This is a genomic window from Ruegeria sp. H3, assembly GCF_056533095.1.
Window position 1 is genome coordinate 89,508 of record NZ_JBQFOD010000009.1, and the last position, 23,960, is coordinate 113,467.

Genomic DNA, 23,960 nt, shown 5'->3' on the forward strand with positions numbered 1-23,960 from the left:
TGTCCTGCCTTGCCCTTACATCCATCCCCATGAAAGAACTATTGCGCAGCACCGATCCGACAATCCTGGCCTTTGCATCCGCTCTTCTTGAAGGCGAGGATATAGACTGCTTTCAGATGGACGTAAATATGAGCATCCTCGAAGGCGGCATTGGAATCTTCCCTCGTCGCCTGATGGTTCGGGCGGATGACCTGACCCGTGCCGAACGCGTGATGCGCGACAATGAGATCCCGCTGGGGCGATGACCCGTTTCGAGGATCAAGACCTAAGCCAAAATGCGTTTTTGGGCGGCAAGCTGCACTTGTGGCAGCCTGTCAAAGGGTATCGCGCCGGGGTAGACCCTGTTTTGCTTGCCGCGTCGGTTCCGGCCACCAGCGGCCAATCCGTGCTAGAGCTTGGATGCGGGGCCGGGGCGGCCATTCTTTGTCTCGCTGCACGTGTACAAGGGTTGCAGCTCAACGGGGTTGAGCTGCAACCGGCTTACGCGGATCTGGCACGTCGCAATGCCGCGAATAACGCCATCGCGCTGGAGGTTGTAACCGCCGATCTGACCGCACTTCCGCCAGAACTAAAACAACGTCAGTTTGATCATGTGATCGCAAACCCGCCCTACTACCGTGCTGACGCTCATAGTCCGGCCCATGATTCAGGGCGCAGTATTGCCTTGGGTGAACAGACCCCATTGGCCAATTGGATCGATGTGGCCATCAAACGCCTTGCGCCGCGCGGGTATCTACACATGGTCCAAAAAGCCGACCGCCTGCCAGACATGCTGATGGCTTGCCAGGGCCAGTTGGGCTCGGTCGAAGCGCTGCCCTTGGCGGCGCGGTCAGGGCGTGAGGCCGAGTTGGTGATTCTACGCGCCCGCAAGGGTGGACGCGCTGCGTTCCGTTTGCATGCGCCGGTGATTCTGCATCAGGGGGACCGGCATGAACAGGATGGCGAAAGCTACACGCCCGAGATTTCGGCCGTGCTGCGGGATGGCGCAGCCATGGGTCCGTTTCACAGCACTCGGCGATGACCAGCCGAATTTGTCGGATTTATTGCAGATTCTGTGCGTCTGCAGCGTGACAGGGTGGAAACGATGTGCTCAACTTCTTACGTGACATTTAGACACGTAAACCAAGGAGGATCGCCATGAGCGTGAGCGCACATCTGACGGAACTGAAGAAGAAGCACGAATCTCTCGGTCTCGAAGTGGAACAAGCCCAACGCTCGCCAGGCATCGATGATCTCCATATCGCCCAGCTGAAAAAGCAGAAACTTAAGCTCAAGGAAGAGATCGAACGCCTGTCAGCTTAACCAGTCAGGCTGGCGCGCGCCGCAATTACAGCGCCGCCGGTGATCAGTACCGCCGCGATCGCCAATGTCCATGTCGGCATGGCGATCCCGGCACCAACTAGAACAACAGTAGACAGCAAAGGTGCCGCATAAGAGCTGGTTCCCAGCATCTGTATGTCGCCCTGTTTGACCCCGATATCCCACACATAAAACGCCAGCCCTACAGGCCCCAGGCCCAAAGCAAAGGTTGAGGCCCAACTGAGCGCAGTATCGGGCCAGACGGTGGTTTCGAGTGCGAAATGCAGTACCCACGAGGCGATGGCAGTCAGCACGCAGAACACAGCAACAGTGCTTGTGGGCGTTTCGCCCAGTTTACGGGACAGTACCGAATACCCCGACCATGTCAGAGCACAGAGGAAGGCCAGCGCGTATCCCGGCAGGTGATCGACCTGAAAACCTGCGCTGCCACCACCGGTGATGATCAGTGCGGCCCCAGTAAAGCCGAGGCAGGCCCCGAACAAATGGCCCGGCCTCAGTTGCTCGCCGGGTAGAAGTCCTGAAAACAGGACAATCAGGAGGGGCCAGAGATAGGCAATCAGCCCAGCCTCTGCCGCCGGAGCCATGCGCAGGGCAGAGAAATAAAGCGCGTGGTATCCAAACAGACCAACAGTGCCGAATGCATAGATTTTCCAACTGATACTGCGCAGTTTGGAAAACCCACCGGATTGCCATGTCCAGATCAAACCCAGAGAACCGCCGATACTGAAACATATGGCATTGAGCAAAAGGGGCGGTGTCGGGGCCGAGCCGACGGTGAATAGCGCCAGCAAGGCCCACAGCAGAACAGCGATGAATCCGGTGGCAGTGGCGCGGTTTCTAGTCATTTGGCTAAGACGTCTTCTACGGGAATGATAGTGAACTCATCCGAGATATGGGCGGTCTTTTCAATCTCGGTCGCGAACCAATCGCGGAACGCGGCGACCTGTGGCCGGTTTTCCGCACCTGGCAGGCACAGAAACCGAAACCGCCCCTTTGTTTCGATGGCGGTTTTGAACGGGGCGATCAATCGCCCCTCGGTCATGTCTTTGATGATCATCGCGCGCCGCCCCAAGGCGACACCAACCCCGGCCACCGCAGCATCAATCGCGTGATCCGCGTTCGAGAAATGCGCGCCATGTGTTGGCGTGAACTCCATCCCAACGGCCTTGAACCAGGTCGGCCAATCGGCTGGTGGTTTGAGAAACGCGATTGAATCATCATGGATCAAGGGCGCATCACGCAAGCTTTCGGGGGTGGAAAACTGCTCTGCCAGCTCGGGTGTCATGACCGGCGTCAGCCATTCCTTGCGCACCGGCAGGCAATACAGCCCCTCATCCTGGCCAGAGCCAAAGCGGATCGCAACATCCACGTCGTCCTGTTCCAAATCCATATTGCGCAGGGTGGCCGAAAACCGAAGATCGATTTCCGGATGGGCGCGCGCAAATTCATAGAGGCGCGGGGCCAGCCATTTTGCCGTGAGCGCCGGCCCTGCAGTGACAGTCAGCGTTGTGTTGTCCTGCAATCTGCGCGTCGCGGCCCAGGCGGATTTGAGCGCAGCAAAACCGTCTGCTGTACCGGGGGCCAGTGCTTTTCCGGCTTCGGTTAGTTCCACCGCGCGGTTCAAGCGCCGAAACAGGGGATGACCCAGATGCTCCTCAAGTGACTTGATCTGAAAAGACAGCGCAGCGGGCGTCACGTTCAGCTCATCAGCCGCTTTCGCAAATGACATATGGCGCGCGGCGGCATCAAAGGCGCGCAATGCGGTCAGAGGGGGCAGTCGGTCGGACATATCAGTTAAGATTTTCTTGTCTGAAGAGTCGAAAACTCTCGTTTGTACAATCTAAAATCAAACGCCATCTTGGGAGCAAGTCAAGTTCAGCTTTAGCCAAGAGGATATGCCATGATCGAGATGACGACCAACCCGTCTGTTCAAGATGCGATCTGTCGCGCCCATGAAGAACGCAGCAAAGTCATTCACCAACTTTGGGCGTGGTTAACCGGTTCCCGCTGATCACAGCGCGCGTGATCTTACGGGATAAAGAAGGGCCGGTCCAAAAGGACCGGCCCGTTTTTGTTGCTACTGAGTCTGATCAGACGAAGAACTGAGCACCGTTGGCCGAGATGGTCGAGCCATTGATGAACTGAGAATCGTCCGAGGCCAGGAATGCGACACAGCGTGCGATTTCCTCTGGTTCGCCCAAGCGGCCCGCCGGGATCTGGCCGATGATGGATTCACGAACTTTCTCTGGCACGGCCATAACCATTTCGGTGGCAATGTAGCCGGGGCAGATCGCGTTGGCGGTGATGCCCGCACGGGCGCCTTCCTGAGCCAGCGATTTTACGATGCCCAGATCACCCGCCTTGGTTGCAGCATAGTTCACCTGTGCAAACTGACCCTTCTGACCATTGATCGAGCTGATGACGATCACGCGGCCAAACTTGCGCTCGCGCATGCCGGGCCAGACAGGGTGGACCGTGTTGAACACGCCGGTCAGGTTGGTGTCGATCACTTGATGCCATTGCTCGGGCGTCATCTTGTGAAACGGTGCGTCTTTGGTGATGCCAGCGTTGGCCACAACGATATCGATCGGGCCAACTTCGGCTTCGACTTTTTCGATTCCAGCTTTGGACTCGTCATAGTCGGCCACGTTCCACTTATAGGTGGCGATACCGGTTTCCGCGGTGAATTTTGCGGCGGCTTCATCATTTCCTGCATAGGTGGCCGCAACATTGTACCCTTCGGCCTTGAGCGCCTTGGAAATTGCTGCGCCGATGCCGCGAGAGCCGCCGGTTACGAGTGCTGTACGTGCCATTTAGGAATCCTCCAAATTTAGTCGTCTTGGTAATTCTGTTACTCTGAGAGATGTTGTTGCGCAATATCGTTTCGTAGAGATTTAGGGCTTTCTGTCTGGCGATATTGTCGCATGTGTCGGATATGCATAGATTGTAACAAAAAAGGGCGCCGGTGGGACGCCCTTTTCTATTTGGTTGTCAAAGCACTTAGTCGCGCTCCACACACAGGGCAACGCCCATGCCGCCACCGATGCACAGGGTCGCCAGACCCTTCTTGGCATCGCGACGTTTCATTTCGAACAGTAACGTGTTCAGAACGCGGCAGCCCGAGGCGCCGATCGGGTGGCCGATGGCGATCGCACCGCCATTGACGTTCACAATGGACGGGTCCCAACCCATGTCCTTGTTCACAGCACAGGCCTGCGCGGCAAAGGCTTCGTTAGCTTCAACCAGATCCAGATCGTCAACCGACCAACCAGCTTTTTCCAGCGCTTTGCGCGAGGCGTAGATCGGGCCAACGCCCATGATCGACGGGTCCAGACCGGCGGTTGCGTAGGATGCGATCCGCGCCAGAGGCTCAATCCCGCGTTTCTCGGCGTTCTCGGCCGACATCAGCAGAGTCGCGGCCGCGCCGTCGTTCAGGCCCGAGGCGTTGGCGGCGGTGACCGAACCGTCTTTGGTGAAAGCTGGGCGCAGTTTTGCCATCGCTTCCATGGTGGCGCCGTGGCGGATGTACTCATCCTTATCCATCACGATGTCACCCTTGCGGGTCTTGATAGTGAAGGGCACGATCTCATCCGCAAACTTGCCGGCGTTTTGCGCAGCTTCCGCCTTGTTCTGCGAGGCAACAGCAAATTCGTCCTGCATGTCGCGGCTGATCTGCCATTTCTCGGCGACATTTTCGGCGGTCTGCCCCATGTGGTAGCCGTTGAAGGCATCCCACAGACCGTCGCGGATCATCGTGTCGATATATTTCATGTCGCCCATCTTGTGACCGGCGCGCAGAGCGGCGGCGTGGGGCGACAGGGTCATGTTTTCCTGGCCACCGGCGGCGACGATGTCCGCATCACCCAGCTGAATGTGCTGCGCACCCAGAGCCACAGCGCGCAGGCCCGAGCCGCACACCTGGTTGATGCCCCAAGCTGCGCTTTCCTGCGGCAGGCCCGCATTGATATGTGCTTGGCGGGCGGGGTTCTGGCCTTGTGCGGCGGTCAGAACCTGACCCATGATGGTTTCGCTTACTTCGCCTTTTTCTACTCCGGCGCGTTCTACGACTGCTTCCAGGACGGCAGCGCCGAGATCATGTGCAGGGGTGTTCGCAAACGAACCGCTAAAGCTGCCGACGCCCGTGCGTGCGGCGGATGCGATTACTACGTTGGTCATATAGTCAGTCCTTTACCGTCAAGGTCCTTTGGGAAATCTGACGGCGCAGGTGGCAGAGAGCATCTCTGACAAAACAAGAGCGCCCCAAGTTCCCCGCTCCAGCACTTCATGGCATATCGCAATGCTGCATATGCAGCAACGGGCAGCTTGTCTCAGCGACCGATACAATCTTTGCGCGAGCGCGGATTACCGCCTAAGAGCCTGTTTTGGATTTCTTTTCCTGTTTCCACGGCGGAGTGACTGAGGGCGCGCCAAACAGAAAACCTTGCAAACAGTCGACGCCGCTATTGCGCAGAAACTCGGCGTCAGCCTGATTTTCAACCGATTCGGCGGTCACCAGTATTTCGAATTCCTGCGCGATCGAGATCAATGCGCGCACCAGAGCCTGATTGTCCGGCTGTTCGCTGACACCTCGGATAAACTGACCATCGATCTTTGCCGCATCGAACAGGAACTCACGGAAATGGCGAATGCCAAAGTCGCTGGCGCCAAAATCGTCCAGTGCAAAGGCAATGCCGCGTTCCTGCAGGCGATCCATCAGGTCGATCACGAGCTCGGGTACCTGCATGGCGGATTGTTCCGAAATTTCAAGGATCAGCCGCTCTCCTATACTTTCGTCGCGTTTCAGAAACCGATCCAGCACCTTTGTCCAGCGCGCAAACCCGATCGAGCGGGCAGACATGTTAATCGACAATCGTATGCCGGGGTTTCGCACCAGTGTCTGCAATCCAAGTTCCAGCGCGATGCAATCAAGTTCTCGCCCCAAAGGTGTATTTTCGACCTGTGGCATGAACTCTCGCGCCGGGATCACGCGCCCGGTTTCGTCCAATACGCGGATGTAGCCTTCATAGAAAGCAATGCCGCCGGGCGCGTGCGCCTGCACAACCGGCTGAAAGGCCAGCTTGCACTGTTTGTGCTTCACCGCTTCGGTCGCCATGTTCACAACGGATCGATCCCGCGCCGAGATGGCCGAGCTTAACGGGTTGTCCGATCCTTCAGGTAGATCCGCAAGTTTCTTGTCCCGCATAAGCGCCAGTTCCCTGCACATGTCCGAATAGAGTTTCGGTCCCAGTGTCAGGGCAAACAGGTGAATCTGCGGTTAAAACGGGTGAATTTTCAGCGGGCAGAGTGTTGGGCGCGCGCCAAAGAGGCGGCTGCTCCGATCACTGCTCCGGTAAAGCCCAAAAGCATCATCAGAAAGCCCAACGCGATCAAACCGGCCAAAGCGCTGGCAATCGCAGCGACCATAGCCAACATCAGACCCAGCAAACCGACCAATGTCGAAAGGGTAGTCAAGCGGGTCATTTGCGGGTCTCCGGTCACTCGTTATCTCAAACCATGGACCCCATATGGCACCCGCAACCGATATTTCAAGCTGAGACAGGCATGGTAACGCGCAGTTCAGAATTGTTTTGCCTTCAGATTGGGCAATTCATCGCCAAGATGCTGGAAACCGGGCGTTCCGCGATCTTCGGGGTGCCGTGCCAGATGCTTTTGTTTGATCTGGTCTGAACTGTCGCGGCTGCCATCATGGCTGTAGCCGGGTGGTGCAAAACAATAGGCCAGCCTTTGGCGCAAAGTCAGGCCGGGTTGTGTGGCGTCGCGCCAGATGCCGACCCATTCATGAAAGGCCACGCGCAACGGGTTGAAGGTGCCGATGTTGTGGACCAGCCCGTAGTCGACGCGATCGTCGTCCTGCTCGGGCACAAAGGTTCCGAACATCTTGTCCCAGATGATGAAAACGCCGGCATAGTTACAATCCAGATAACGGGCGTTGCGACCGTGATGGGCCCGGTGGTGACTGGGGGTGTTCATCACCGCCTCGAACCAGCGGGGCATTTTGCCGATGGCTTCGGTATGGATCCAGAACTGGTAGATCAGGTTCAACCCGCCGACAAACAGGACCATGGCCGGGTGAAAGCCCAGCAGGATCAGTGGTGCGCGAACGACCATCATGAAGGTAAAAGTGTAGGTCCATGTCTGCCGCAATGCAGTGGTCAGGTTGTAGTGCTGTGAACTGTGGTGGTTCACATGGCTGGCCCAGACCCAGCGGATACGATGACCGAACCGGTGCACCCAGTAGTACCGCAGGTCATCCAGCACAAAGCACAGGATGATCACCGGGATCGAGGTACCCAGATCGAGCGGCGTGATCTGCCACAGCCACATAAAGAACGCATAGGCGATGAACCCCAGCAGAAATCCCGAGGCGATGTTTCCGGCCCCCATAATCAATGAGGTCACCGCGTCCCGTGTCTCATATCGGCCACCCCGGCCTTTGACAGCGATCCAAAGGAATTCGGCCAGAATCGCGGCGATGAAAAAGGGAACGGCCCATTGGACGGCGTCGGGAAAGGTAATCTGGTCTGTCATGTGGGTTCCATCAGGTTACGCCAATGGCTGCGTTCGAATTCGTCCAGACGAACAAGGCATCTGGGTGTGGCAAAGTCGTGAAACTGGAATTCGAACCCGTCGGGATGGTCCAGCAGGTCATAATCCAGTAGGTGCCGCGCGACGGTATCCGCGCCAAAGGACCAGATCAGACCAGGGCCGTTTGTGGTTCGGATCAGGGCAGAGTGGCCATCATGAGCGATTGTCAAATCGATCACCTCATCGTCCGGGAAATGGCGCAGCCATTCCTGGCCTGTGTTTTCCTGTGTCAGCACGCGCAATTGCGATCGGCCTGTCAGGTGCAGCAACAGCGTGACACCGGCAATTCCTCCGACCACCAGCACCAGAAGAATATCCAGCGGCATTCTGTCCTCCCACGGCCAGAGTGCAGCCGGCCTTTGCAGCTGTCAAAGGTGGCGTGGCGTAAGGCGGAATAGCGAAGGGGCGCAGCCGCGGTGGTTGCGCCCCTTAAGAACTCGATCGGGTCAAAATTACATCAGTTACTGATCGTGTAAGTCCCGCCAGAATCACCCTTGCCTTTGTTGCGGGTGAACGTCACCTGATTGCCGTCCAGCGAAACGGTCTGGCAATCTTGCGGCAGCGTATCGCTTCCAACCACCAGATTGCGGCACCAGAACCGTTTGTTCCAAACCCAGGCCCCGGCAACGTTTCGACCGTCATCTAGCTTACCAGACAGTTTTCCGTCGGCCGAGATGACCAGGGTGGCGCCGTTTCCGGTCAGCGTTTTGCCAGCAACCGTATCCAGGAATTGCTTCTGCTTTTTGATGTCCTTAGCGTCGGCTGCCACCGCCGCACCCAGTGCAATAAAGGTAGCAGCGGCAAGTGTTACGATACTCTTCATAAAATACTCTCCTGATTAAACGGCAAGAGAGTATCATGATTCTAACGGTTTAGAGCAGAATTTCTCAGCTTTCAGCGTTGACGAGAGCCGAGATAATCGCCTTCGCGCTATCCGAGTTCCATTCGGCATCGCCAATCAGTCGCGCGATCTCATTGCCATCCGGATCAAGGATCACGGTGATCGGCAGGCCAATCACGCCCATCTCACGCGCCACGGCCTGTTTGGGGTCCTGATGGCGCGGCAGATTGTCGATCCCGTTCTCGTCAAAGAACTTTTTGATCCCGGCGGGGGAGTTGCGCCCGGTGGCCAATGTCAGCACCTCGAATCTGTCGCCGCCGAACTCTTCTTGAAGTTCAGCGATCTGGGGCATCTCCTTGCGGCACGGGGCACACCAGGTGGCCCAGAAGTTCAGCAGGATGTATTTGCCCTTATAGTCCTCCAGAGACGCCGTGCCGCCATTATCTTCCAATTCGAATTCAACCGCTTCAACCGGTTTAGGCTCTTTGTGCAGGATCAGCCGCTTCAGGCTGTCCTCGCGCAGCGGCCCCAATGTCTCGGCATCGGTCGCCAAAGCGGCGTTTGCACCCAGCGCTAGGGCCATATAAAGGGGGATCAGACGTAACAGGCGCATATCAACTCCGGGTTTTCTTTCATGACCGATCAATCCTCGAACCAGATGTGGGGCGGCCGCTTCGCCGCCGGTCCAGACGCGATCATGGAGGCAATCAATGCCTCGATCGGGTTCGATCAGCGGATGGCAGCCCAGGACATCGCAGGCTCGCGCGCCCATGCCGCCATGTTGGCCGTCACAGGCGTTATTAGTGATAGTGACGCGCAGGCTATTCGGGAAGGGCTGCTCACCGTTTTGTCAGAAATCCAAAACGGAGACTTTCAGTTCTCGACCGCGCTGGAAGACATCCACATGAATGTCGAAGCGCGCCTGAAAGAGGTGATCGGTGAACCCGCAGGCCGTCTGCACACGGGTCGGTCGCGCAATGATCAGGTGGCGACCGATTTCAAACTCTGGGTCCGCGATCAGTTGGATGCGGCAGAAACCGGCATTCTGGCTCTGATCCGCGCGCTTTTGGCGCAGGCCGAGGCCGGGGCGGATTGGGTCATGCCGGGCTTTACCCATTTGCAAACCGCGCAGCCGGTAACATGGGGCCACCACATGATGGCCTATGTCGAGATGTTTGGTCGCGACCTGTCCCGCGTGCGTGACGCGCGCGCCCGGATGAACGAATCCCCGCTGGGGGCCGCTGCGCTGGCCGGGACATCTTTCCCAATCGACCGGTACATGACGGCCGAAGCGCTAGGCTTTGACCGCCCTGCCGCGAACTCGCTGGATGCGGTCAGCGACCGCGACTTCGCGCTAGAGTTCCTGTCCACTGCCTCGATCTGCGCCGTTCACCTGTCGCGCTTTGCCGAAGAACTGGTGATCTGGTCCTCGGCCCAATTCCGGTTTGTGACGCTGTCCGACCGATTCTCGACCGGCTCGTCGATCATGCCGCAGAAGAAAAACCCCGACGCGGCGGAGCTGATCCGCGCCAAAGTTGGCCGCATCTTTGGTGCGAACACTGCGCTGATGATGGTGATGAAGGGCCTGCCGCTGGCCTATTCCAAGGACATGCAGGAAGACAAGGAACAGGTCTTTGACGCCGCCGACAACTGGATGCTCGCGCTGGCCGCGATGGAAGGCATGGTCAAGGATATGAACGCCAACCGCGATAGCCTTGCTGCCGCTGCGGGGTCTGGTTTTTCGACCGCGACCGATCTAGCCGACTGGCTGGTACGGGTCCTCGGCCTGCCGTTCCGCGATGCGCACCATGTGACTGGATCACTGGTTGCTTTGGCCGAAACCAAGGGTTGCGACCTGCCTGACCTAACACTTGAGGATATGAATTCGGTGCACGCGGATATCACCGATGACGTCTATTCTGTCCTCACCGTTGAAAACTCGGTAAACTCGCGCCAATCTTATGGAGGGACTGCGCCTGATCAGGTGCGGGCTCAGATCAAACGATGGAAGGCGTTGGTATGATGCGTATGTTTCGGGTCATTCTGCTGATCTTGACCGGTTTTGCCTTGGCAGCCTGTGGTGCCGATGGCGAACCTGTTCAGCCGACCGCCAGCCTGGGTGTTGGCGTCGGATCCAGTGGGACACATGTTGGCGGAGGCGTTGGCCTACGCAAAGGCGGCCTCGGCCTTTATCTGGGTGTCTGATCCGAAACCCAACACCGTTAGCACCGAGCCTAAGGAGAACGGCATATGCGAACCATCGGCCTAGTTCTAACGCTTGCCGTTTTGGCGGCGTGCGAATCCACATCTGCGTCGCGCCCTGATCCTAAGCCAGAGCCAAAACAGTCCGGCATTTCTGTATCCGGCTATGCACGTGCCGGGGTCTCGACCGAGTTCTAAATAGCTGCGTGGGGCTCTTGAGCGCCCGAATCCATTGAACCGGGGGGCCGTTTTGGTCTAAGCGCGCAGATATGGATCACTTTCTCTACCGCGACGGCGCGCTTTTCGCCGAGGATGTCCCTGTCTCCGAAATCGCTGCCGCGGTCGGAACCCCGTTCTATGTCTACTCAACAGCCACCTTGCTGCGTCATTTCAAGCTGTTTGATGATGCGCTTGAGGGAACCGATCACCTTGTTTGCTACGCGATGAAAGCGGCCAGCAATCAGGCCATCCTGAAGACATTGGCACAGGCAGGCGCTGGGATGGATGTTGTTTCGGGCGGTGAGTACTTGCGCGCCAAAGCAGCAGGTGTTCCGGGTGACAAGATCGTGTTTTCGGGCGTCGGCAAAACGGCAGATGAGATCCGGACTGCCCTGACCGGCGGTATCCGTCAGTTCAACGTGGAATCCGAACCCGAGCTGAAGGTGATCAGCGCGGTTGCGGCAGAGCTGGGGATGGTTGCGCCGATCACAATCCGGGTGAACCCGGATGTGGATGCGAAGACTCATGCCAAGATTGCGACAGGTAAGTCCGAAAATAAATTTGGCATTCCGATCTCGCGCGCATCCGAGGTTTATGCGCTGGCCGCCAGCCTACCGGGGCTCGAGGTGATTGGGATTGACGTTCATATCGGATCACAATTGACCGAACTGGAGCCGTTTGAGCTTGCCTATACCAAGGTCGCTGAACTGACCGAACAGTTGCGGGCCGAAGGGCACAATATCCGCCGCCTCGATTTGGGGGGCGGTTTGGGCATTCCATATGCGCGCTCGAACGATGCGCCGCCGCTGCCTGTCGAATATGGTGCGCTGATCAAGAAGACGCTGGGACATTTGGATTGTGAAATCGAGATCGAACCTGGCCGTCTGATCGCGGGCAATGCCGGGTTGATGGTCAGTAAGGTTATCTATGTGAAGTCTGGCGAGGGTCGAGATTTTCTGATCCTTGATGGCGCAATGAATGATCTTATCCGCCCGGCAATGTACGAGGCGTATCACGACATTATTGCTGTTCAGGAACCTGTGCCTGGCGTTGAACAACAACCCTATGACATCGTGGGCCCGGTCTGCGAAAGCGGCGATACTTTTGCCAAACAGCGCAACATGCCGCCGCTCGATGCGGGTGATCTGGTGGCGTTCCGCAGTGCCGGTGCTTATGGCGCGGTGATGTCTAGTGAATACAACACGCGGCCGTTGATCCCCGAGGTTCTGGTGCATGAGGATCAATTTGCAGTTATTCGTGAACGCCCAAGCTTTGACGAAATCATAAACCGCGATACCATACCTACGTGGCTTTGACGCAATCAGCGTAAGGGCCCGATCAGGAGGCCCGCATTGCGCGATAAAGTGAAACTGCCGATACCAAAACGTTCGCTCTGGCTGACCCATGCAGGAATGCTGGCCGAGCAGGTTTTGCGCGCATTCTGGCCGTTTTTCTCGATTTTGATGGCTGTTCTGGCTGCTTTGATGCTGGGACTTCAGGATCAGGTGCGCGTTGAATTTGTCTGGGCCGCAGGTGCAGTTAGCCTGATCGCGCTGAGTGTGGCTGCGGCTGTTGGGATTCGGCGATTCCATCGGCCGACGCTTACTGAGGCGCTTGTGCGCTTGGATGAGGCATTGCCCGGACGCCCTATTCAGGCGTTGATCGATGACCAGGCCATTGGGGCGACGGATGCGGATTCAGTTGCTTTGTGGCAGGCACACAAGGCACGGATGGCGCAGCGCGTCTCTCAGGCCGAGGCAGTGAAACCTGATCTGCGCCTTGCTTCGCGCGATCCATACGCCCTGCGCTATGCCGCTCTATTGGCATTGGTTGTCGCCATGCTGTTCGGATCGCTATGGCGCATTGGCTCCGTCGCCGAGATGACGCCGGGAACGGCGGTCGCGGGGCAGGGACCAACCTGGGAGGGCTGGGTTGAGCCACCGCGCTATACCGGCCTGCCAACACTCTATCTTGCCGATCAATCGGGGCCCGCTCTGTCCGTGCCTGCGGGCAGTAGTGTGACCTTGAGGTTTTATGGTGAGGTCGGTGCGCACAGCCTGACCGAAACAAGTTCGGTCACTGGAACCGAAGCTGCCACTGAACCAGAACAGGATTTTGTTGTCACGCAATCGGGGCAATTGCGGATCGAAGGACCTGCAGGCCGGGATTGGGTTGTTGACGTGATTGGCGATGCCCCTCCGACTATTGACGTGGCAGGTCGGGCCGAGGCCGAAGCAGGCGGACAGATGAAACTGCCGTTTCAATCCAGTGACGACTATGGCGTTGTTTCTGGCTCTGCCCTGATTGAACTTGATCTGGGCGCCGTAGATCGCCGGTATGGTTTGACCACCGAACCTGAGCCGCGCGAGGTGATCGAGATTGAACTGCCCATGCCCATCACCGGCGACCGGGCTGATTTTACCGAAGACCTGATTGAAGACTTCTCGCAGCATCCATGGGCGCATCTGCCGGTGCGTATAACGCTGATTGCGCGCGATGCGGCGGATCAGGAATCGGAATCGCAACCCTATCTGACCCCCTTGCCTGCGCGCCGGTTCTTTGATCCGCTTGCGGCTGCTGTGATCGAACAACGGCGCGATCTGCTTTGGTCGCGCGAGAACGGCGCACGGGTCGCTCAGGTGTTGCGGGCAGTTTCGCATCAGCCCGAGGGTCTGTTCCGCTCGGATACGGCCTATCTGCGACTGCGCGTGTTATTGCGTCGGTTGGAGACCTTTAATCAATACGGGTTGAAGCAGCCTCAGCAGGAAGAAATCGCGCAAGCCCTGTGGGATCTGGCGGTGCTGATCGAAGACGGCACTCTGGCCGATGCACTTGAGCGGATGCGCCGCGCGCAGGAACGCCTAAGCGAGGCGATGCAAAATGGTGCGAGCGAAGAAGAGATTGCAGAGTTGATGCAGGAGCTGCGCGAGGCGACGCAGGACTATCTGCAACAGTTGCAGCGTCTGGCGCAACAGAATGGCGAAGATGGTGAACGTCAGTCTGGGCAAAATGGCGAGTCGCTGCAGATGTCGCAGGATGATCTGCAGGCCATGATGGACCGCATTCAAGAACTGATGGAACAGGGCCGCATGGCCGAAGCCCAGCAGGCGCTGGAAGAGTTTCAGCAGATGATGGAAAACATGCGTGTCACCCAAGGTCAGGGTCAAGGTGGCCAGTCCGAGGGGCAACAAGCCATGGAAGGTCTGGCCGAGACACTGCGCGAACAACAGGGTCTGAGCGATCAGGCCTTCCGCGATCTGCAGGAACAATTCAACCCGGGCGGCCAGGCTGGTGAAAGCCAGGGCAACGAAGGTCGAAATGGTGGTCAGGGTCGGGGTCAAAGCCACGAAGGGCAGGGCGGTCAGGGGCAGGATTCGGATCAGGCTGGTGAAGGTCAATCCGGTCAGGGCAGCCTGGCGGATCGTCAACAGGCGCTGCGCGATGAATTGCGGCGTCAGGAACAGGGCCTACCGGGTGCCGGCACGCAGGAAGGCGAAGCCGCCCGCGATGCGCTGGGCCGTGCGGGTCGGGCCATGGATGAGGCCGAACAGGCCCTGCGCGGCGATGATTTGGCCGAGGCGATAGATCGTCAATCCGAAGCGATGGAAGCCCTGCGCGAAGGCATGCGCTCACTTGGTGAGGCGTTGGCCGAGAACCAGCAAAACCAATCCGGTCAAGGTGCGCAGGAAGGCGAGGCCCAAGCGAATAACCGTGATCCACTGGGTCGAAACCCCGGCGCTGCGGGGTCGATCTCGACAGATGACAATCTGTTGCAAGGCGAAGATGTTTACCGCCGCGCGCGTGAGCTGCTGGATGAAATCCGCCGCCGGACCGGAGAAACCGACCGGCCTACGATTGAACTGGAATACCTGAAACGGCTGCTGGAACGGTTCTGAGCCCGTCAGTTCTGTGACGCACCTGATCCGGCCTGTGCCTCAAGCCAGATACGCGCCTGATCGATCAGCGATACGTAGGGTTTCAGCACTGGATCGGCCTGTGGGACGACTTCGCTGATTTGCTGCGCATTGCCGTAGATCAGATATAGGATCACCGCGATGATCAGAACCAATGCAAACCCGCGCACAAAGCCACCGGATTTGCGTGCTGGTTGCGCGGCATCCGGGTCTTCGGCCAACATGCTGGAATTGATCGTCTCGACATCCGGCAACGCCTCCTTCTGACCGGCATCTTGGGATGTTTCTGATGCGGTTGGTGTTTTGGGTTCGACCTTCGGAATTGGTGCGACATCCAATGCGAGATCAGGCTGCGTTTCAAGGCTGCTGCCTTCCTGCGCCCTGAGTTCGGATTCTCGTGCGGCCTCTTCCTGAAGAATATCGGCAACTGAAGGATCGATGTTTCCGGACGTCTTGGTTTCAGCCTTGGCCACTTCCGTCTCTTGGTCGGAAAAGGCTTCCTCGACCGGAGACCTGTCACTGCCTGTGTCGTCTTCTTCCTCAGGTGTTGACGTCTCGAGCTCAGACAGCTTGGCTTTCAGTTCGGTGGTTTCCACCCCAGCTGCTTCATCGGCGGGGTATTTCGCCTGAAACCATGTCTGATCACAGGCCGAACACTGTACATCGCGGCCTTCTTCGGGGATGACCTCGTCTGGCACCTCATATTGGGCACTGCAATTCGGACATGTAAGACGCATGCTGCCTCCCCGGCCGGCAATTCGGCGGATAATAGTTTTTTCAGGCATATTATTCCGTTAAGACCCAACAGCAAAGCGCGATTTCGGTTTCAGGGTCCAAGTGTCACCAATTGGACTCGGTACAGGCATTGAAACCACATTCGCGCTCGGGCAAGAAGAGCAGCATAATAAAGGGGACACGTGTGATCGAGCTGGAGAATGTCAGCTACACCTATGGTGGCGGCGAATTGCTGAGCGACGTCTCGGTGCAATTGCAGCCGGGCTCGTTTCATTTTCTGACGGGTCCATCCGGGGCGGGCAAAACCACTTTTCTAAAGCTGTGCTATGGTGCGTTGTTGCCAACGTCGGGCCGTCTGAGCGCCTTTGAGCAGGATGTTTCAGCCTTAGACCGCGATGAGATGGCATTGCTGCGCCGTCGGATCGGTGTTGTACATCAGGACTGTCAGTTCCTTGATCACATGACGCTGGCAGAAAACGTGGCTTTGCCACTTATGGTTTCGGGCCGCGCCGAGGCCGAGGAACAAAGCAACCTGTCAGAACTGCTGGGATGGGTCGGTTTAGGTTCGCGGCTAGAAGCACATCCGCCCGAACTGTCGGGAGGTGAACGCCAACGTGCCGCACTGGCGCGTGCCCTGATCCTGTCACCCGATGTCGTATTGGCGGACGAACCCACGGGAAACGTGGATTGGGAGATGTCGCAGCGTCTGTTGCGCTTGCTGGTCGAGTTGAACAAAATGGGCAAAACCGTCCTGATCGCCACCCATGATCTAAGCCTGATCCGCGCCGCAAAAAGCCAGGTTCAGGCCCGCGTGCTGCGAATTTCGCAACGCCGGTTGCAACTGGCGGGGGCCGATCTATGAGCAAGGGTGACATCCGAAACCTGCTGCGCCGCGACAGCCGCGCCGATCGGGTGGTGCCACCCACTGGGTATACCGCTCATCTGACGTTGTTCGTTTCTGGCGCGATGGCCTTTCTAACGGTTTTTGCGTTGGCCTTGTCTCTGGCCTCGGGCCGGATCGCCGACCGCTGGGCCTCGGAACTGGCCGGGGCAGCAACGCTGCGGATTAACGCGCCTGCTGAACAACTGGCTGCCCAGACCAAGGCCGCTCTGACCGTTCTGAACCAGACACCGGGCGTGGCATCAGCCCGTGCGCTGACTGTTGAAGAACAGGCGGCGTTGCTGTCGCCCTGGTTTGGACCGGACTTGCCGCTGGATACGTTGCCCATACCGCAGCTGATCGAGATTGTCGAAGGTGAACCGGGTTTGGATGTTACTGGCCTGCGCCTGCGTTTGGGGGCCGAAGTGCCGGGTGCTGTACTGGACGACCACACACGATGGCGCGAACCTTTGGTGGACGCGGCCATGTCACTGCGACGGCTTGGGTGGATTTCGATCCTGCTGATCGGAGGCGCAACAGCTGCCATGATCACGTTGGCGGCCAATGCCTCGCTGGCGGCGAATGCGCAGATCATCGAGGTGTTGCGTCAGGTCGGTGCGCGCGACCGATTCATCGCGGGCGCCTTTGTGCGTCGGTTCACCTATCGCGCGCTGTTCGGTGCGGCGGTCGGCACAATGCTGGGCATGATCGGTGTTCTGCTATTGCCCGAAGCCTCGGATGCCGGAGGGTTCTTGTCCGGCGTCGGATTTCAGGGGACGGATTGGGCGCTGCCGGTGGTGATCCCAATTCTGGGTGCCATTGTCGCTTTCTTCGCGACCTGGACCGCTGCGCGCCGCAAGTTGAAGGAGCTTTCCTGATGTCCAAGGCTGTTCAATGGGTCCGCTCGTTGGTCTTTATGTTCGTGATCTACTTTTGGATGCTGATCCTCGGCATCGTATTTTTGCCCTATGCGATTTTTTTAAAACAGGGGGCATCAAGGGCCTGCAAAACCTATGCGCGCAGCACATTGTGGCTGGCGCGCTGGATGGTGGGTATTCGCAGCGAAGTACGCGGAACACCGCCGACAGGTGAGGTTGTAATCGGTGCCAAGCATCAATCCTTTCTCGATATCATCATGATCTTCAACGCTATCCCGCATGGCAAGTTCATCATGAAGCGAGAGCTGTTGTGGACCCCGATCATCGGGATGTATGCGCGCCGTTTGGGCTGTATTCCCGTGAACCGGGGCAAGAAGGGCGCCGCAGTGGCCAAGATGGTCAAGGACGTCGCTAAAGAATTCACCGAACCCGGTCAGCTGGTCATCTATCCGCAAGGCACCCGCGTCGCACCGGGGGCCAAGAAACCTTACAAAGTTGGCACTGCCGTTTTGTACGAAGGGTTGGGTTTTCCCTGTGTCCCTGTGGCGACAAATGCGGGCGTGTTTTGGCCGCGTACGGGTCTCATGCGCAAGCCGGGCCTTGCGATTGTAGACTTCCTTGAACCCATTGAGCCCGGTGTAGAACGCGAAGAATTTCTGGAACGTCTAGAAAACGTAATCGAAACACGTTCTGACGCGCTGATGCAAGAAGTGGGGTTTGATCCGGATGCAGTTCATTGACGATCTGAGCACGTTAGAAGGGCTCTACGGCACACCGGGCGCGCCATCTTTGCGTAAGGTGGTGCGACAGCTTACGCCGCTTTATCGTAAGTGGATTATGGCGTCCCGACTATGCGTTCTGAGTACGGTTGGCCCGGAAGGCGTGGATGGCAGCCCGCGCGGTGACGATGGCCCGGTGGTTCTGGAACTGGATCCCGCTACGCTGGCCCTGCCGGATTGGCGAGGAAACAACCGCTTGGATTCGCTGCGCAATATCGTGCGCGACCCGCGCGTGTCATTGATGTTTTTTGTGCCGGGTTCGAACAATGTGGTACGTTTGAACGGGTCGGCACGGCTGACGGCTGATGACGATTTGCGCGCGCGCTTCGAAAAGCACGGAAAACGCCCAGCGACCGTTATCGTGATTGACATCCAGGAAGTCTACACGCAATGCGCCCGTGCGCTGATGCGGGCTAAAACCTGGTCAAGCGATGATGAATCCCAAGGTCTCCCAACGGTGGGAGAGATCATTGCCGAAGCGTCGGACGGTGAGGAAGGCGGCGCACATTATGATCAGGAATGGGCTCCGCGCGCCGCCAAAACGATGTGGTAGGCATAGCGATCAAACCGCCGCCGTCCCAATTTTTTCAACCTTCGAGATCCAGCGCTCGACGCTGCCGGCTTTTGGATAGCTGGCACCGGCGAAGTGAGTGAACTTCGTTGGTTTGAAACCGACAAACCCCAATATCTGATCACGCACCTGACGGATGAGCGCTTGGCGATAGATCAGGCGCATGAACCAGCCGGGCGTGTCTGAGGTCAGGATTACGCGCGCAGTGCGCCCGGTCAGCATCGGGGCTGGAAAACCGAGTTTCGTCGTGTTGCGCGTGTCGAAAGTGCGCCCCGGGATGAACATCCGGTCGATCAGCCCTTTTAGTTTCGCAGGCAATCCACCCCACCACATAGGCGCAGTCAGGACCAGATGATTGCTCCACTCAATATCTTGCAGAACCTGTTCCAGTTCGGGTTCGAGGGGTTTGAAATCATGGTAATTGCCCTGACCGAAATCCAGGTCAAACTGAAGATCGCTTAGGTGAACGACGCGCACGTCATGACCATTCTGGCGTGCCGCGTCGCCATATGTCTGCGCAAAGGTGCGTGACAGGCTGTTTTTACCAGGGTGCCCGTCCAGGATCAGAATTTTCTTCGGTTGCATTGGGTTTCTCCTAAAAAGTGACCGCGGTCATCTTATAGCATCAAAAAGTGACCACGCTCAATAACAAATTAGACCACGGTCAAAAAATATGCAATCTGGGCTTATGCAAAAGACAGTTCAAAAACGCACACTGAAAACCCGCGCCCGCCTGATGGCAGCATCGGAAGAGTTGATTCAGAAAAACGGATACGAGGCCTTAAGGGTCGAGGAGGTGGTGCAACTGGCTGGCGTTGCCAAAGGCACGTTCTTCGCCCATTTCCGCGACAAAGATGCGTTGATGGAGATCATGATCGCGGACAAATTGAATGCCTGTCTGGATCAGGCTGACAACGGGCCAAAGCCAGGAACCGTCGCCGAGATCATCACCGCCCTTGAACCGGTTCACAGTTTCATGACGTCCGAGAGGTATGTCTTCGATCTTTTGATCCGATATTCAGGTGCAACCGCTATCGCTGAAATCGGGCCCATCGCCTATTGCTTTGAGCGGTATTTCCGCGTGGTGATGATGTGGCTTGATGCCACCGAGATGCGCAAGGATGTGCCATCAGAGCTATTGGCCGAGGGCGTGCAGGCTTTTGCGATTCAGGCCATGTCTCTGAGATTCTGCGCGCTGCATTCTGCGACGACATTTACAGATCGGCTGGAAACATATCTGGAGGCGTGGCTGACCCCAGCGCGCTGATCGCGGCCGGGGTCATGAGCGTTAGCTGTGGATTGGTCCGTCACCGCAGGCCAGTGCGGCCTCTCGCACGGCTTCGGAATAGGTCGGGTGGGCGTGGCAGGTCAGGGCGAGGTCCTCGGCAGAGGCACCAAACTCCATCGCCACGCAGACCTCATGGATCAGATCACCTGCGGCCGGGCCGATGATATGTGCGCCGAGAATACGATCAGTTTCCTTATCGGCCAGAATCTTGACGAACCCATCGGCGGCAAAGTTCGCCTTGGCGCGACCGTTGCCCATGAACATGAACTTGCCAACTTTGTAGGCACGGCCCTGTTCTTTCAGCGTCTCTTCGGTCTCGCCAACATTGGCGACCTCGGGCCAGGTGTAGATCACACCCGGAATGACGCCATAGTTGACATGACCATGCTTGCCCGCGACCTGTTCGGCTGCGGCCATGCCCTCATCCTCGGCCTTATGCGCCAGCATTGGGCCTTCGGTCACGTCGCCGATGGCATAAATACCGGGCACGTTGGTCTGCCAGTCGGCACCGACCTTTATCTGACCACGCGGTGTCATTTCGACGCCCAGAGCATCCAGTCCCAGACCGTCTGAGAACGGCTTGCGCCCGGTGGCAACCAGCACGGCGTCTGCGTCGACCACATGTTCGCTGTCATCTTTACGCAGTTTGTACGTGACTTTGGCTTTTGTCTTAGTGGCCTCGGTTTTCTGAACTGCGGCCCCCATCACGAATTTCAGACCCTGCTTCTTCAGGATACGTTGGAAGGTTTTCTGCACCTCGGGGTCCATGCCCGGAGTGATCACATCGAGGAATTCAATTACCGTGACCTCAGCCCCCAAACGCTGATAGACCGAGCCCAGTTCCAGGCCGATTACACCCGCGCCGATCACGACCATTTTCTTGGGGATTTTGCCCAAAGACAGCGCACCGGTCGAGGTCACAACAACCTTTTCATCCACTTCGACGCCAGGCAGCGAAGCCGGTTCCGAGCCCGAAGCGATAATGATATTCTTGGCTTCGTGCAATTCGTCACCCACCTTAACCTGGCCGGCAGCCGGGATCGAGCCCCAGCCTTTTAGCCAGTCGATCTTGTTCTTCTTAAACAGGAACTCGATGCCCTTGGTATTGCCTTCAATTGTCTCTTCTTTGTAGGCCTGCATCTGCTTCCAATCGACCGAGGGGCTTTTGCCTTTCAGACCCATCTTGGCAAAGTTATGTTCGGCCTCGTGCAATTGATGACTGGCATGCAGAAGCGCTTTGGATGGGATGCAGCCCACGTTCAGGCAGGTGCCACCCAGCGTCTCACGTCCTTCGACCACGGCGGTTTTCAGGCCCAACTGGGCGCAGCGGATGGCGCAGACATAGCCGCCGGGGCCTGCTCCGATTACGATGACGTCATAGTTTGCCATGAGGGATCTCCTTGAGAAGTCGGGCTGTCACAGGGTTTGGGCCTATGAACAATTTGTACAACAGCGGGGTCACAATAACACCGCCAAAAGCATGAGGGTTGTGGCCAGAAATCCGACCAACCAGATCAGTGTGCGCCAGGGTCTGAGGCCATAGTAATACGCTGGCACATACAGGACGCGCGCAGTCAGATAGATATACGCGCAGGTGGTCGTGAAGCCACCGGTTGATCCGCTGAGTGTGACGACGACACAGGCGATAGCGAACAGGATCAGCCCTTCGAAGTGATTGTTCAACGCGCGGTACAGACGCGCTGTTTTTTCCGAAAGCTGATCTTCCAACCCGCCGCCCAACCGGCTTCGGTCGCGAGCAGACGTGGTCTTGCCGGGTCCGAGTTCCAAATTTGCGGGGACTGCCATCACCACATACTGAACAACCTGCAAAAGTGCGGCCAATGTCAGGGCTGTGAGTTCAGGGGTCACGCTTGAGAACTTTTGTTGTGTTGCCCGGCGTCGTCGTGCCCGGGCCATACTTGGGGTCTATGTCCAGTGGCAGTCGCATTCAAACGGGTGTCAGTATCTTGACCTGAATATGGGCCACGCCGCCGCGTTCGTGATGCATGGCCAATTCTTCGGACTCGATGAAACTCTGTGCGCGTTCAAGGTCGGTGACTTCAAACAAGGCCACCGCATGATCTTTCAAATTGGGGTCACGCCAGATGTGGAGGTCGCGGATACCCGCGGCCTCTCTCATTTTTTGATCCTCGCGGAACACCTTTAGCCAGACATCGAAATCTGCGACATCGGCCTGCCAGAGAATATGCGTTGCCATGGTTACAGATCCATAAGCAGGCGGCGGGGGTCTTCAAGCGCTTCTTTCACGCGAACCAAGAAGGTTACCGCGCCTTTGCCGTCGACGATCCGGTGGTCATAGGACAGCGCCAGATACATCATCGGGCGGATCACCACTTGACCGTTGATCGCCATCGGGCGGTCCTGAATCTTGTGCATGCCAAGTATGCCCGATTGCGGCGGGTTCAGGATCGGCGAGGACATCAACGAGCCGTAGACACCGCCGTTTGAGATGGTGAAGGTGCCGCCTTGCATCTCTTCCATGCTCAGCTTGCCGTCACGGGCGCGTTTACCTTTTTCGGCAATCGCCTTTTCGATCGCGGCAAAGGACATGCTGTCGGCATCGCGGATAACCGGAACCACCAGTCCTGTCGGTGTACCAGCGGCTACACCCATATGGACGAAGTTCTTGTAGACGATGTCGGTACCGTCGATCTCGGCATTCACCTCGGGCACTTCTTTCAACGCGTGGCAGCAGGCCTTGGTGAAGAAGGACATAAAGCCCAAACGGACGCCATGTTTCTTTTCGAACTGGTCCTTGTACTGGCTGCGCAGGGCCATCACCTCGGTCATGTCGACCTCGTTATAGGTGGTCAGCATCGCTGCGGTGTTCTGGCTGTCTTTCAGGCGCTTTGCGATGGTCTGACGCAAGCGGGTCATTTTGACCCGTTCCTCGCGCGCAGCGTCGCTGGCCGCAACCGGAGCGCGCGGGGCCGGAGCAGGTGCTGCCGCAGGTGCGGGGGCCGGGGCAGCAGCGGTTGCAACGGCACGTGCCACATCGTCTTTCATAATCCGGCCATCACGACCAGTCCCGGTGACCTGATCAGCGGACATGCCTGCCTCGGCCATGGCTTTCTCAGCAGAGGGGGCATTGGCCACGTCTTTGCCTGTGCTGGCTGCTGTGGGGGCCGTTGCTGCTGCGGCAGCCGCCGGAGCCGCACCAGCCGCCGCACCCGATATCACCGCCAGTTTCGCTGAGGCATCTACAGTTGTACCTTCGGGAGCTGCAATTTCTGCCAGAACACCCGCTGCGGGGGCAGGTACCTCGACCGAGACTTTATCGGTTTCCAACTCGCATAGCATTTCGTCCTGAGCGACGCTGTCGCCAACCTGTTTGAACCAAGTTGACACGGTTGCCTCGGTCACGGACTCGCCCAGTGTTGGCACCATCACGTCGACACTGCCCGCTGACGCCGCGGGCGCTGCTGCAGGGGCCGGCGCCGCGGCCGCAGGGGCAGCCGCTGCGCTGTCACCATCTGCGATGGTCGCCAGCAACGCATCGACGCCAACCGTCTGGCCTTCGGCCGCAACGATCTCACCCATCACGCCCGCAGCCGGGGCAGGCACTTCTACGGTGACCTTGTCTGTTTCAAGCTCACAGAGCATCTCATCCACAGCGACCGCGTCGCCTGGTTTCTTAAACCATGTCGCAACTGTGGCTTCTGTTACCGACTCGCCAAGCGTGGGAACACGAACTTCAATCGTCATC

General features: G+C 57.8%; 29 protein-coding genes. 13 read left to right on the forward strand and 16 right to left on the reverse strand.

Features of this window, described 5'->3' with window-relative positions; all coding sequences use genetic code 11:
• Window positions 1-29: 29 nt before the first annotated feature.
• The 3 genes from ACR0JE_RS12175 to ACR0JE_RS12185 all read left to right on the forward strand — a co-directional run bounded on the left by ACR0JE_RS12175 (window position 30) and on the right by ACR0JE_RS12185 (window position 1,302).
• On the forward strand, window positions 30-245 hold the full coding sequence (locus ACR0JE_RS12175) for a putative signal transducing protein (RefSeq protein ID WP_037316655.1): 216 nt from the start codon (window positions 30-32) through the stop codon (window positions 243-245).
• Window positions 242-1,021 (forward strand): tRNA1(Val) (adenine(37)-N6)-methyltransferase, encoded by a 780-nt coding sequence (locus tag ACR0JE_RS12180; RefSeq protein WP_480864338.1) that lies wholly within the window; start codon window positions 242-244, stop codon window positions 1,019-1,021. Before ACR0JE_RS12175 ends, ACR0JE_RS12180 begins: the two co-directional genes overlap by 4 nt.
• A 116-nt stretch (window positions 1,022-1,137) precedes the next feature.
• Window positions 1,138-1,302 (forward strand): YdcH family protein, encoded by a 165-nt coding sequence (locus ACR0JE_RS12185; RefSeq protein ID WP_083445267.1) that lies wholly within the window; start codon window positions 1,138-1,140, stop codon window positions 1,300-1,302.
• On the opposite strand, the gene yddG is transcribed toward ACR0JE_RS12185, so the two are convergent.
• The 10 genes from yddG to ACR0JE_RS12235 form a co-directional block, all read right to left on the reverse strand.
• A complete protein-coding gene (gene yddG, locus ACR0JE_RS12190; RefSeq protein WP_480544384.1) occupies window positions 1,299-2,165 on the reverse strand; it encodes an aromatic amino acid exporter YddG in 867 nt (288 codons plus the stop codon). The genes ACR0JE_RS12185 and yddG overlap by 4 nt on opposite strands.
• Complete coding sequence (locus ACR0JE_RS12195; RefSeq protein WP_480864339.1) at window positions 2,162-3,109, reverse strand: transcriptional regulator GcvA; 948 nt, start codon at window positions 3,107-3,109, stop codon at window positions 2,162-2,164. The genes yddG and ACR0JE_RS12195 overlap by 4 nt, the downstream gene beginning before the upstream one ends.
• A 301-nt stretch (window positions 3,110-3,410) precedes the next feature.
• On the reverse strand, window positions 3,411-4,133 hold the full coding sequence (phbB, locus tag ACR0JE_RS12200; protein WP_170535772.1) for an acetoacetyl-CoA reductase: 723 nt from the start codon (window positions 4,131-4,133) through the stop codon (window positions 3,411-3,413).
• 187 nt (window positions 4,134-4,320) lie between these two features.
• Complete coding sequence (locus tag ACR0JE_RS12205) at window positions 4,321-5,496, reverse strand: acetyl-CoA C-acetyltransferase (RefSeq protein ID WP_480544382.1); 1,176 nt, start codon at window positions 5,494-5,496, stop codon at window positions 4,321-4,323.
• Between the two features lie 193 nt (window positions 5,497-5,689).
• Window positions 5,690-6,523, reverse strand: a complete 834-nt coding sequence (locus tag ACR0JE_RS12210) for an EAL domain-containing protein (RefSeq protein WP_480864340.1) — start codon at window positions 6,521-6,523, stop codon at window positions 5,690-5,692.
• 89 nt (window positions 6,524-6,612) lie between these two features.
• On the reverse strand, window positions 6,613-6,801 hold the full coding sequence (locus ACR0JE_RS12215) for a hypothetical protein (RefSeq protein ID WP_353012063.1): 189 nt from the start codon (window positions 6,799-6,801) through the stop codon (window positions 6,613-6,615).
• A gap of 96 nt (window positions 6,802-6,897) precedes the next feature.
• Window positions 6,898-7,869 carry a sterol desaturase family protein gene (locus tag ACR0JE_RS12220; protein ID WP_353012061.1) on the reverse strand — a complete coding sequence of 324 codons (972 nt, stop codon included), beginning with the start codon at window positions 7,867-7,869 and terminating at the stop codon, window positions 6,898-6,900.
• Window positions 7,866-8,252, reverse strand: coding sequence for a hypothetical protein (locus tag ACR0JE_RS12225; protein ID WP_480864341.1), 387 nt, complete (start codon window positions 8,250-8,252; stop codon window positions 7,866-7,868). The genes ACR0JE_RS12220 and ACR0JE_RS12225 overlap by 4 nt, the downstream gene beginning before the upstream one ends.
• A gap of 131 nt (window positions 8,253-8,383) precedes the next feature.
• Window positions 8,384-8,749: a hypothetical protein gene (locus ACR0JE_RS12230; protein ID WP_480864342.1), complete on the reverse strand. Its 366-nt coding sequence runs from the start codon at window positions 8,747-8,749 to the stop codon at window positions 8,384-8,386.
• A 64-nt stretch (window positions 8,750-8,813) separates the two neighbouring features.
• Window positions 8,814-9,380, reverse strand: a complete 567-nt coding sequence (locus ACR0JE_RS12235; RefSeq protein ID WP_480864343.1) for a TlpA disulfide reductase family protein — start codon at window positions 9,378-9,380, stop codon at window positions 8,814-8,816.
• Between the two features lie 21 nt (window positions 9,381-9,401).
• Between ACR0JE_RS12235 and argH the strand changes: the two genes are divergently transcribed.
• The 5 genes from argH (at window position 9,402) to ACR0JE_RS12260 (ending at window position 15,084) form a co-directional block, all read left to right on the forward strand.
• Entirely contained in the window at window positions 9,402-10,790 is a 1,389-nt protein-coding gene (gene argH / locus ACR0JE_RS12240) for an argininosuccinate lyase (RefSeq protein ID WP_480864344.1), read from the forward strand.
• Window positions 10,787-10,972: an argininosuccinate lyase gene (locus ACR0JE_RS12245; RefSeq protein ID WP_417750407.1), complete on the forward strand. Its 186-nt coding sequence runs from the start codon at window positions 10,787-10,789 to the stop codon at window positions 10,970-10,972. The genes argH and ACR0JE_RS12245 overlap by 4 nt, the downstream gene beginning before the upstream one ends.
• 45 nt (window positions 10,973-11,017) lie before the next feature.
• Window positions 11,018-11,167: a hypothetical protein gene (locus ACR0JE_RS12250; protein WP_170535788.1), complete on the forward strand. Its 150-nt coding sequence runs from the start codon at window positions 11,018-11,020 to the stop codon at window positions 11,165-11,167.
• 71 nt (window positions 11,168-11,238) lie between these two features.
• Window positions 11,239-12,504, forward strand: coding sequence for a diaminopimelate decarboxylase (lysA, locus tag ACR0JE_RS12255; protein ID WP_480544375.1), 1,266 nt, complete (start codon window positions 11,239-11,241; stop codon window positions 12,502-12,504).
• A 36-nt stretch (window positions 12,505-12,540) separates the two neighbouring features.
• On the forward strand, window positions 12,541-15,084 hold the full coding sequence (locus ACR0JE_RS12260) for a TIGR02302 family protein (RefSeq protein ID WP_480864345.1): 2,544 nt from the start codon (window positions 12,541-12,543) through the stop codon (window positions 15,082-15,084).
• A gap of 5 nt (window positions 15,085-15,089) precedes the next feature.
• Here the strand turns inward: ACR0JE_RS12260 and ACR0JE_RS12265 are convergent, their stop codons facing one another.
• Window positions 15,090-15,839 (reverse strand): zinc-ribbon domain-containing protein, encoded by a 750-nt coding sequence (locus tag ACR0JE_RS12265; protein ID WP_480864346.1) that lies wholly within the window; start codon window positions 15,837-15,839, stop codon window positions 15,090-15,092.
• Between the two features lie 182 nt (window positions 15,840-16,021).
• Here ACR0JE_RS12265 and ACR0JE_RS12270 point away from each other — a divergent pair, with 182 nt between their 5' ends.
• The 4 genes from ACR0JE_RS12270 to ACR0JE_RS12285 are packed head-to-tail and all read left to right on the forward strand — an operon-like array spanning window position 16,022 to window position 18,927.
• Window positions 16,022-16,699 carry a cell division ATP-binding protein FtsE gene (locus ACR0JE_RS12270; RefSeq protein ID WP_170535793.1) on the forward strand — a complete coding sequence of 226 codons (678 nt, stop codon included), beginning with the start codon at window positions 16,022-16,024 and terminating at the stop codon, window positions 16,697-16,699.
• Window positions 16,696-17,595 carry a cell division protein FtsX gene (locus ACR0JE_RS12275; protein WP_480864347.1) on the forward strand — a complete coding sequence of 300 codons (900 nt, stop codon included), beginning with the start codon at window positions 16,696-16,698 and terminating at the stop codon, window positions 17,593-17,595. Before ACR0JE_RS12270 ends, ACR0JE_RS12275 begins: the two co-directional genes overlap by 4 nt.
• Window positions 17,595-18,335, forward strand: a complete 741-nt coding sequence (locus tag ACR0JE_RS12280) for a lysophospholipid acyltransferase family protein (protein WP_480864348.1) — start codon at window positions 17,595-17,597, stop codon at window positions 18,333-18,335. Before ACR0JE_RS12275 ends, ACR0JE_RS12280 begins: the two co-directional genes overlap by 1 nt.
• Window positions 18,322-18,927: a pyridoxamine 5'-phosphate oxidase family protein gene (locus tag ACR0JE_RS12285; protein WP_480864349.1), complete on the forward strand. Its 606-nt coding sequence runs from the start codon at window positions 18,322-18,324 to the stop codon at window positions 18,925-18,927. The genes ACR0JE_RS12280 and ACR0JE_RS12285 overlap by 14 nt, the downstream gene beginning before the upstream one ends.
• Window positions 18,928-18,936: 9 nt before the next feature.
• Here the strand turns inward: ACR0JE_RS12285 and ACR0JE_RS12290 are convergent, their stop codons facing one another.
• The gene (locus ACR0JE_RS12290; RefSeq protein ID WP_480864350.1) at window positions 18,937-19,530 is read right to left on the reverse strand and encodes an NAD(P)H-dependent oxidoreductase; all 594 of its coding nucleotides are present in this window, start codon (window positions 19,528-19,530) and stop codon (window positions 18,937-18,939) included.
• A gap of 103 nt (window positions 19,531-19,633) precedes the next feature.
• On the opposite strand from ACR0JE_RS12290, the gene ACR0JE_RS12295 reads away from it, so the two are divergent.
• Complete coding sequence (locus ACR0JE_RS12295) at window positions 19,634-20,212, forward strand: TetR/AcrR family transcriptional regulator (protein WP_480544367.1); 579 nt, start codon at window positions 19,634-19,636, stop codon at window positions 20,210-20,212.
• Between the two features lie 21 nt (window positions 20,213-20,233).
• Here the strand turns inward: ACR0JE_RS12295 and lpdA are convergent, their stop codons facing one another.
• The 4 genes from lpdA to odhB all read right to left on the reverse strand — a co-directional run bounded on the left by lpdA (window position 20,234) and on the right by odhB (window position 23,959).
• Window positions 20,234-21,622 carry a dihydrolipoyl dehydrogenase gene (lpdA, locus tag ACR0JE_RS12300; protein WP_480864351.1) on the reverse strand — a complete coding sequence of 463 codons (1,389 nt, stop codon included), beginning with the start codon at window positions 21,620-21,622 and terminating at the stop codon, window positions 20,234-20,236.
• 69 nt (window positions 21,623-21,691) lie between these two features.
• On the reverse strand, window positions 21,692-22,102 hold the full coding sequence (locus tag ACR0JE_RS12305) for an MAPEG family protein (RefSeq protein ID WP_480544365.1): 411 nt from the start codon (window positions 22,100-22,102) through the stop codon (window positions 21,692-21,694).
• Between the two features lie 79 nt (window positions 22,103-22,181).
• Window positions 22,182-22,451 carry a hypothetical protein gene (locus tag ACR0JE_RS12310; protein WP_353012019.1) on the reverse strand — a complete coding sequence of 90 codons (270 nt, stop codon included), beginning with the start codon at window positions 22,449-22,451 and terminating at the stop codon, window positions 22,182-22,184.
• Window positions 22,452-22,453: 2 nt separating this feature from the next.
• Window positions 22,454-23,959, reverse strand: a complete 1,506-nt coding sequence (gene odhB, locus ACR0JE_RS12315; protein ID WP_480544364.1) for a 2-oxoglutarate dehydrogenase complex dihydrolipoyllysine-residue succinyltransferase — start codon at window positions 23,957-23,959, stop codon at window positions 22,454-22,456.
• Window position 23,960 lies beyond the last annotated feature (1 nt).

Coding starts and splice junctions, on each gene's coding strand:
- ACR0JE_RS12230 (WP_480864342.1), bottom strand. CDS start 8,749: ATGAAGAGTATCGTAACACTTGCCGCTGCTACCTTTATTGCACTGGGT.
- ACR0JE_RS12195 (WP_480864339.1), bottom strand. CDS start 3,109: ATGTCCGACCGACTGCCCCCTCTGACCGCATTGCGCGCCTTTGATGCC.
- lpdA (WP_480864351.1), bottom strand. CDS start 21,622: ATGGCAAACTATGACGTCATCGTAATCGGAGCAGGCCCCGGCGGCTAT.
- ACR0JE_RS12235 (WP_480864343.1), bottom strand. CDS start 9,380: ATGCGCCTGTTACGTCTGATCCCCCTTTATATGGCCCTAGCGCTGGGT.
- ACR0JE_RS12265 (WP_480864346.1), bottom strand. CDS start 15,839: ATGCGTCTTACATGTCCGAATTGCAGTGCCCAATATGAGGTGCCAGAC.
- ACR0JE_RS12205 (WP_480544382.1), bottom strand. CDS start 5,496: ATGACCAACGTAGTAATCGCATCCGCCGCACGCACGGGCGTCGGCAGC.
- yddG (WP_480544384.1), bottom strand. CDS start 2,165: ATGACTAGAAACCGCGCCACTGCCACCGGATTCATCGCTGTTCTGCTG.
- ACR0JE_RS12225 (WP_480864341.1), bottom strand. CDS start 8,252: ATGCCGCTGGATATTCTTCTGGTGCTGGTGGTCGGAGGAATTGCCGGT.
- ACR0JE_RS12245 (WP_417750407.1), top strand. CDS start 10,787: ATGATGCGTATGTTTCGGGTCATTCTGCTGATCTTGACCGGTTTTGCC.
- ACR0JE_RS12290 (WP_480864350.1), bottom strand. CDS start 19,530: ATGCAACCGAAGAAAATTCTGATCCTGGACGGGCACCCTGGTAAAAAC.
- ACR0JE_RS12285 (WP_480864349.1), top strand. CDS start 18,322: ATGCAGTTCATTGACGATCTGAGCACGTTAGAAGGGCTCTACGGCACA.
- ACR0JE_RS12250 (WP_170535788.1), top strand. CDS start 11,018: ATGCGAACCATCGGCCTAGTTCTAACGCTTGCCGTTTTGGCGGCGTGC.
- argH (WP_480864344.1), top strand. CDS start 9,402: ATGACCGATCAATCCTCGAACCAGATGTGGGGCGGCCGCTTCGCCGCC.
- ACR0JE_RS12220 (WP_353012061.1), bottom strand. CDS start 7,869: ATGACAGACCAGATTACCTTTCCCGACGCCGTCCAATGGGCCGTTCCC.
- ACR0JE_RS12275 (WP_480864347.1), top strand. CDS start 16,696: ATGAGCAAGGGTGACATCCGAAACCTGCTGCGCCGCGACAGCCGCGCC.
- phbB (WP_170535772.1), bottom strand. CDS start 4,133: ATGGCACGTACAGCACTCGTAACCGGCGGCTCTCGCGGCATCGGCGCA.
- ACR0JE_RS12185 (WP_083445267.1), top strand. CDS start 1,138: ATGAGCGTGAGCGCACATCTGACGGAACTGAAGAAGAAGCACGAATCT.
- ACR0JE_RS12310 (WP_353012019.1), bottom strand. CDS start 22,451: ATGGCAACGCATATTCTCTGGCAGGCCGATGTCGCAGATTTCGATGTC.
- ACR0JE_RS12295 (WP_480544367.1), top strand. CDS start 19,634: ATGCAAAAGACAGTTCAAAAACGCACACTGAAAACCCGCGCCCGCCTG.
- lysA (WP_480544375.1), top strand. CDS start 11,239: ATGGATCACTTTCTCTACCGCGACGGCGCGCTTTTCGCCGAGGATGTC.
- odhB (WP_480544364.1), bottom strand. CDS start 23,959: ATGACGATTGAAGTTCGTGTTCCCACGCTTGGCGAGTCGGTAACAGAA.
- ACR0JE_RS12210 (WP_480864340.1), bottom strand. CDS start 6,523: ATGCGGGACAAGAAACTTGCGGATCTACCTGAAGGATCGGACAACCCG.
- ACR0JE_RS12215 (WP_353012063.1), bottom strand. CDS start 6,801: ATGACCCGCTTGACTACCCTTTCGACATTGGTCGGTTTGCTGGGTCTG.
- ACR0JE_RS12180 (WP_480864338.1), top strand. CDS start 242: ATGACCCGTTTCGAGGATCAAGACCTAAGCCAAAATGCGTTTTTGGGC.
- ACR0JE_RS12175 (WP_037316655.1), top strand. CDS start 30: ATGAAAGAACTATTGCGCAGCACCGATCCGACAATCCTGGCCTTTGCA.
- ACR0JE_RS12280 (WP_480864348.1), top strand. CDS start 17,595: ATGTCCAAGGCTGTTCAATGGGTCCGCTCGTTGGTCTTTATGTTCGTG.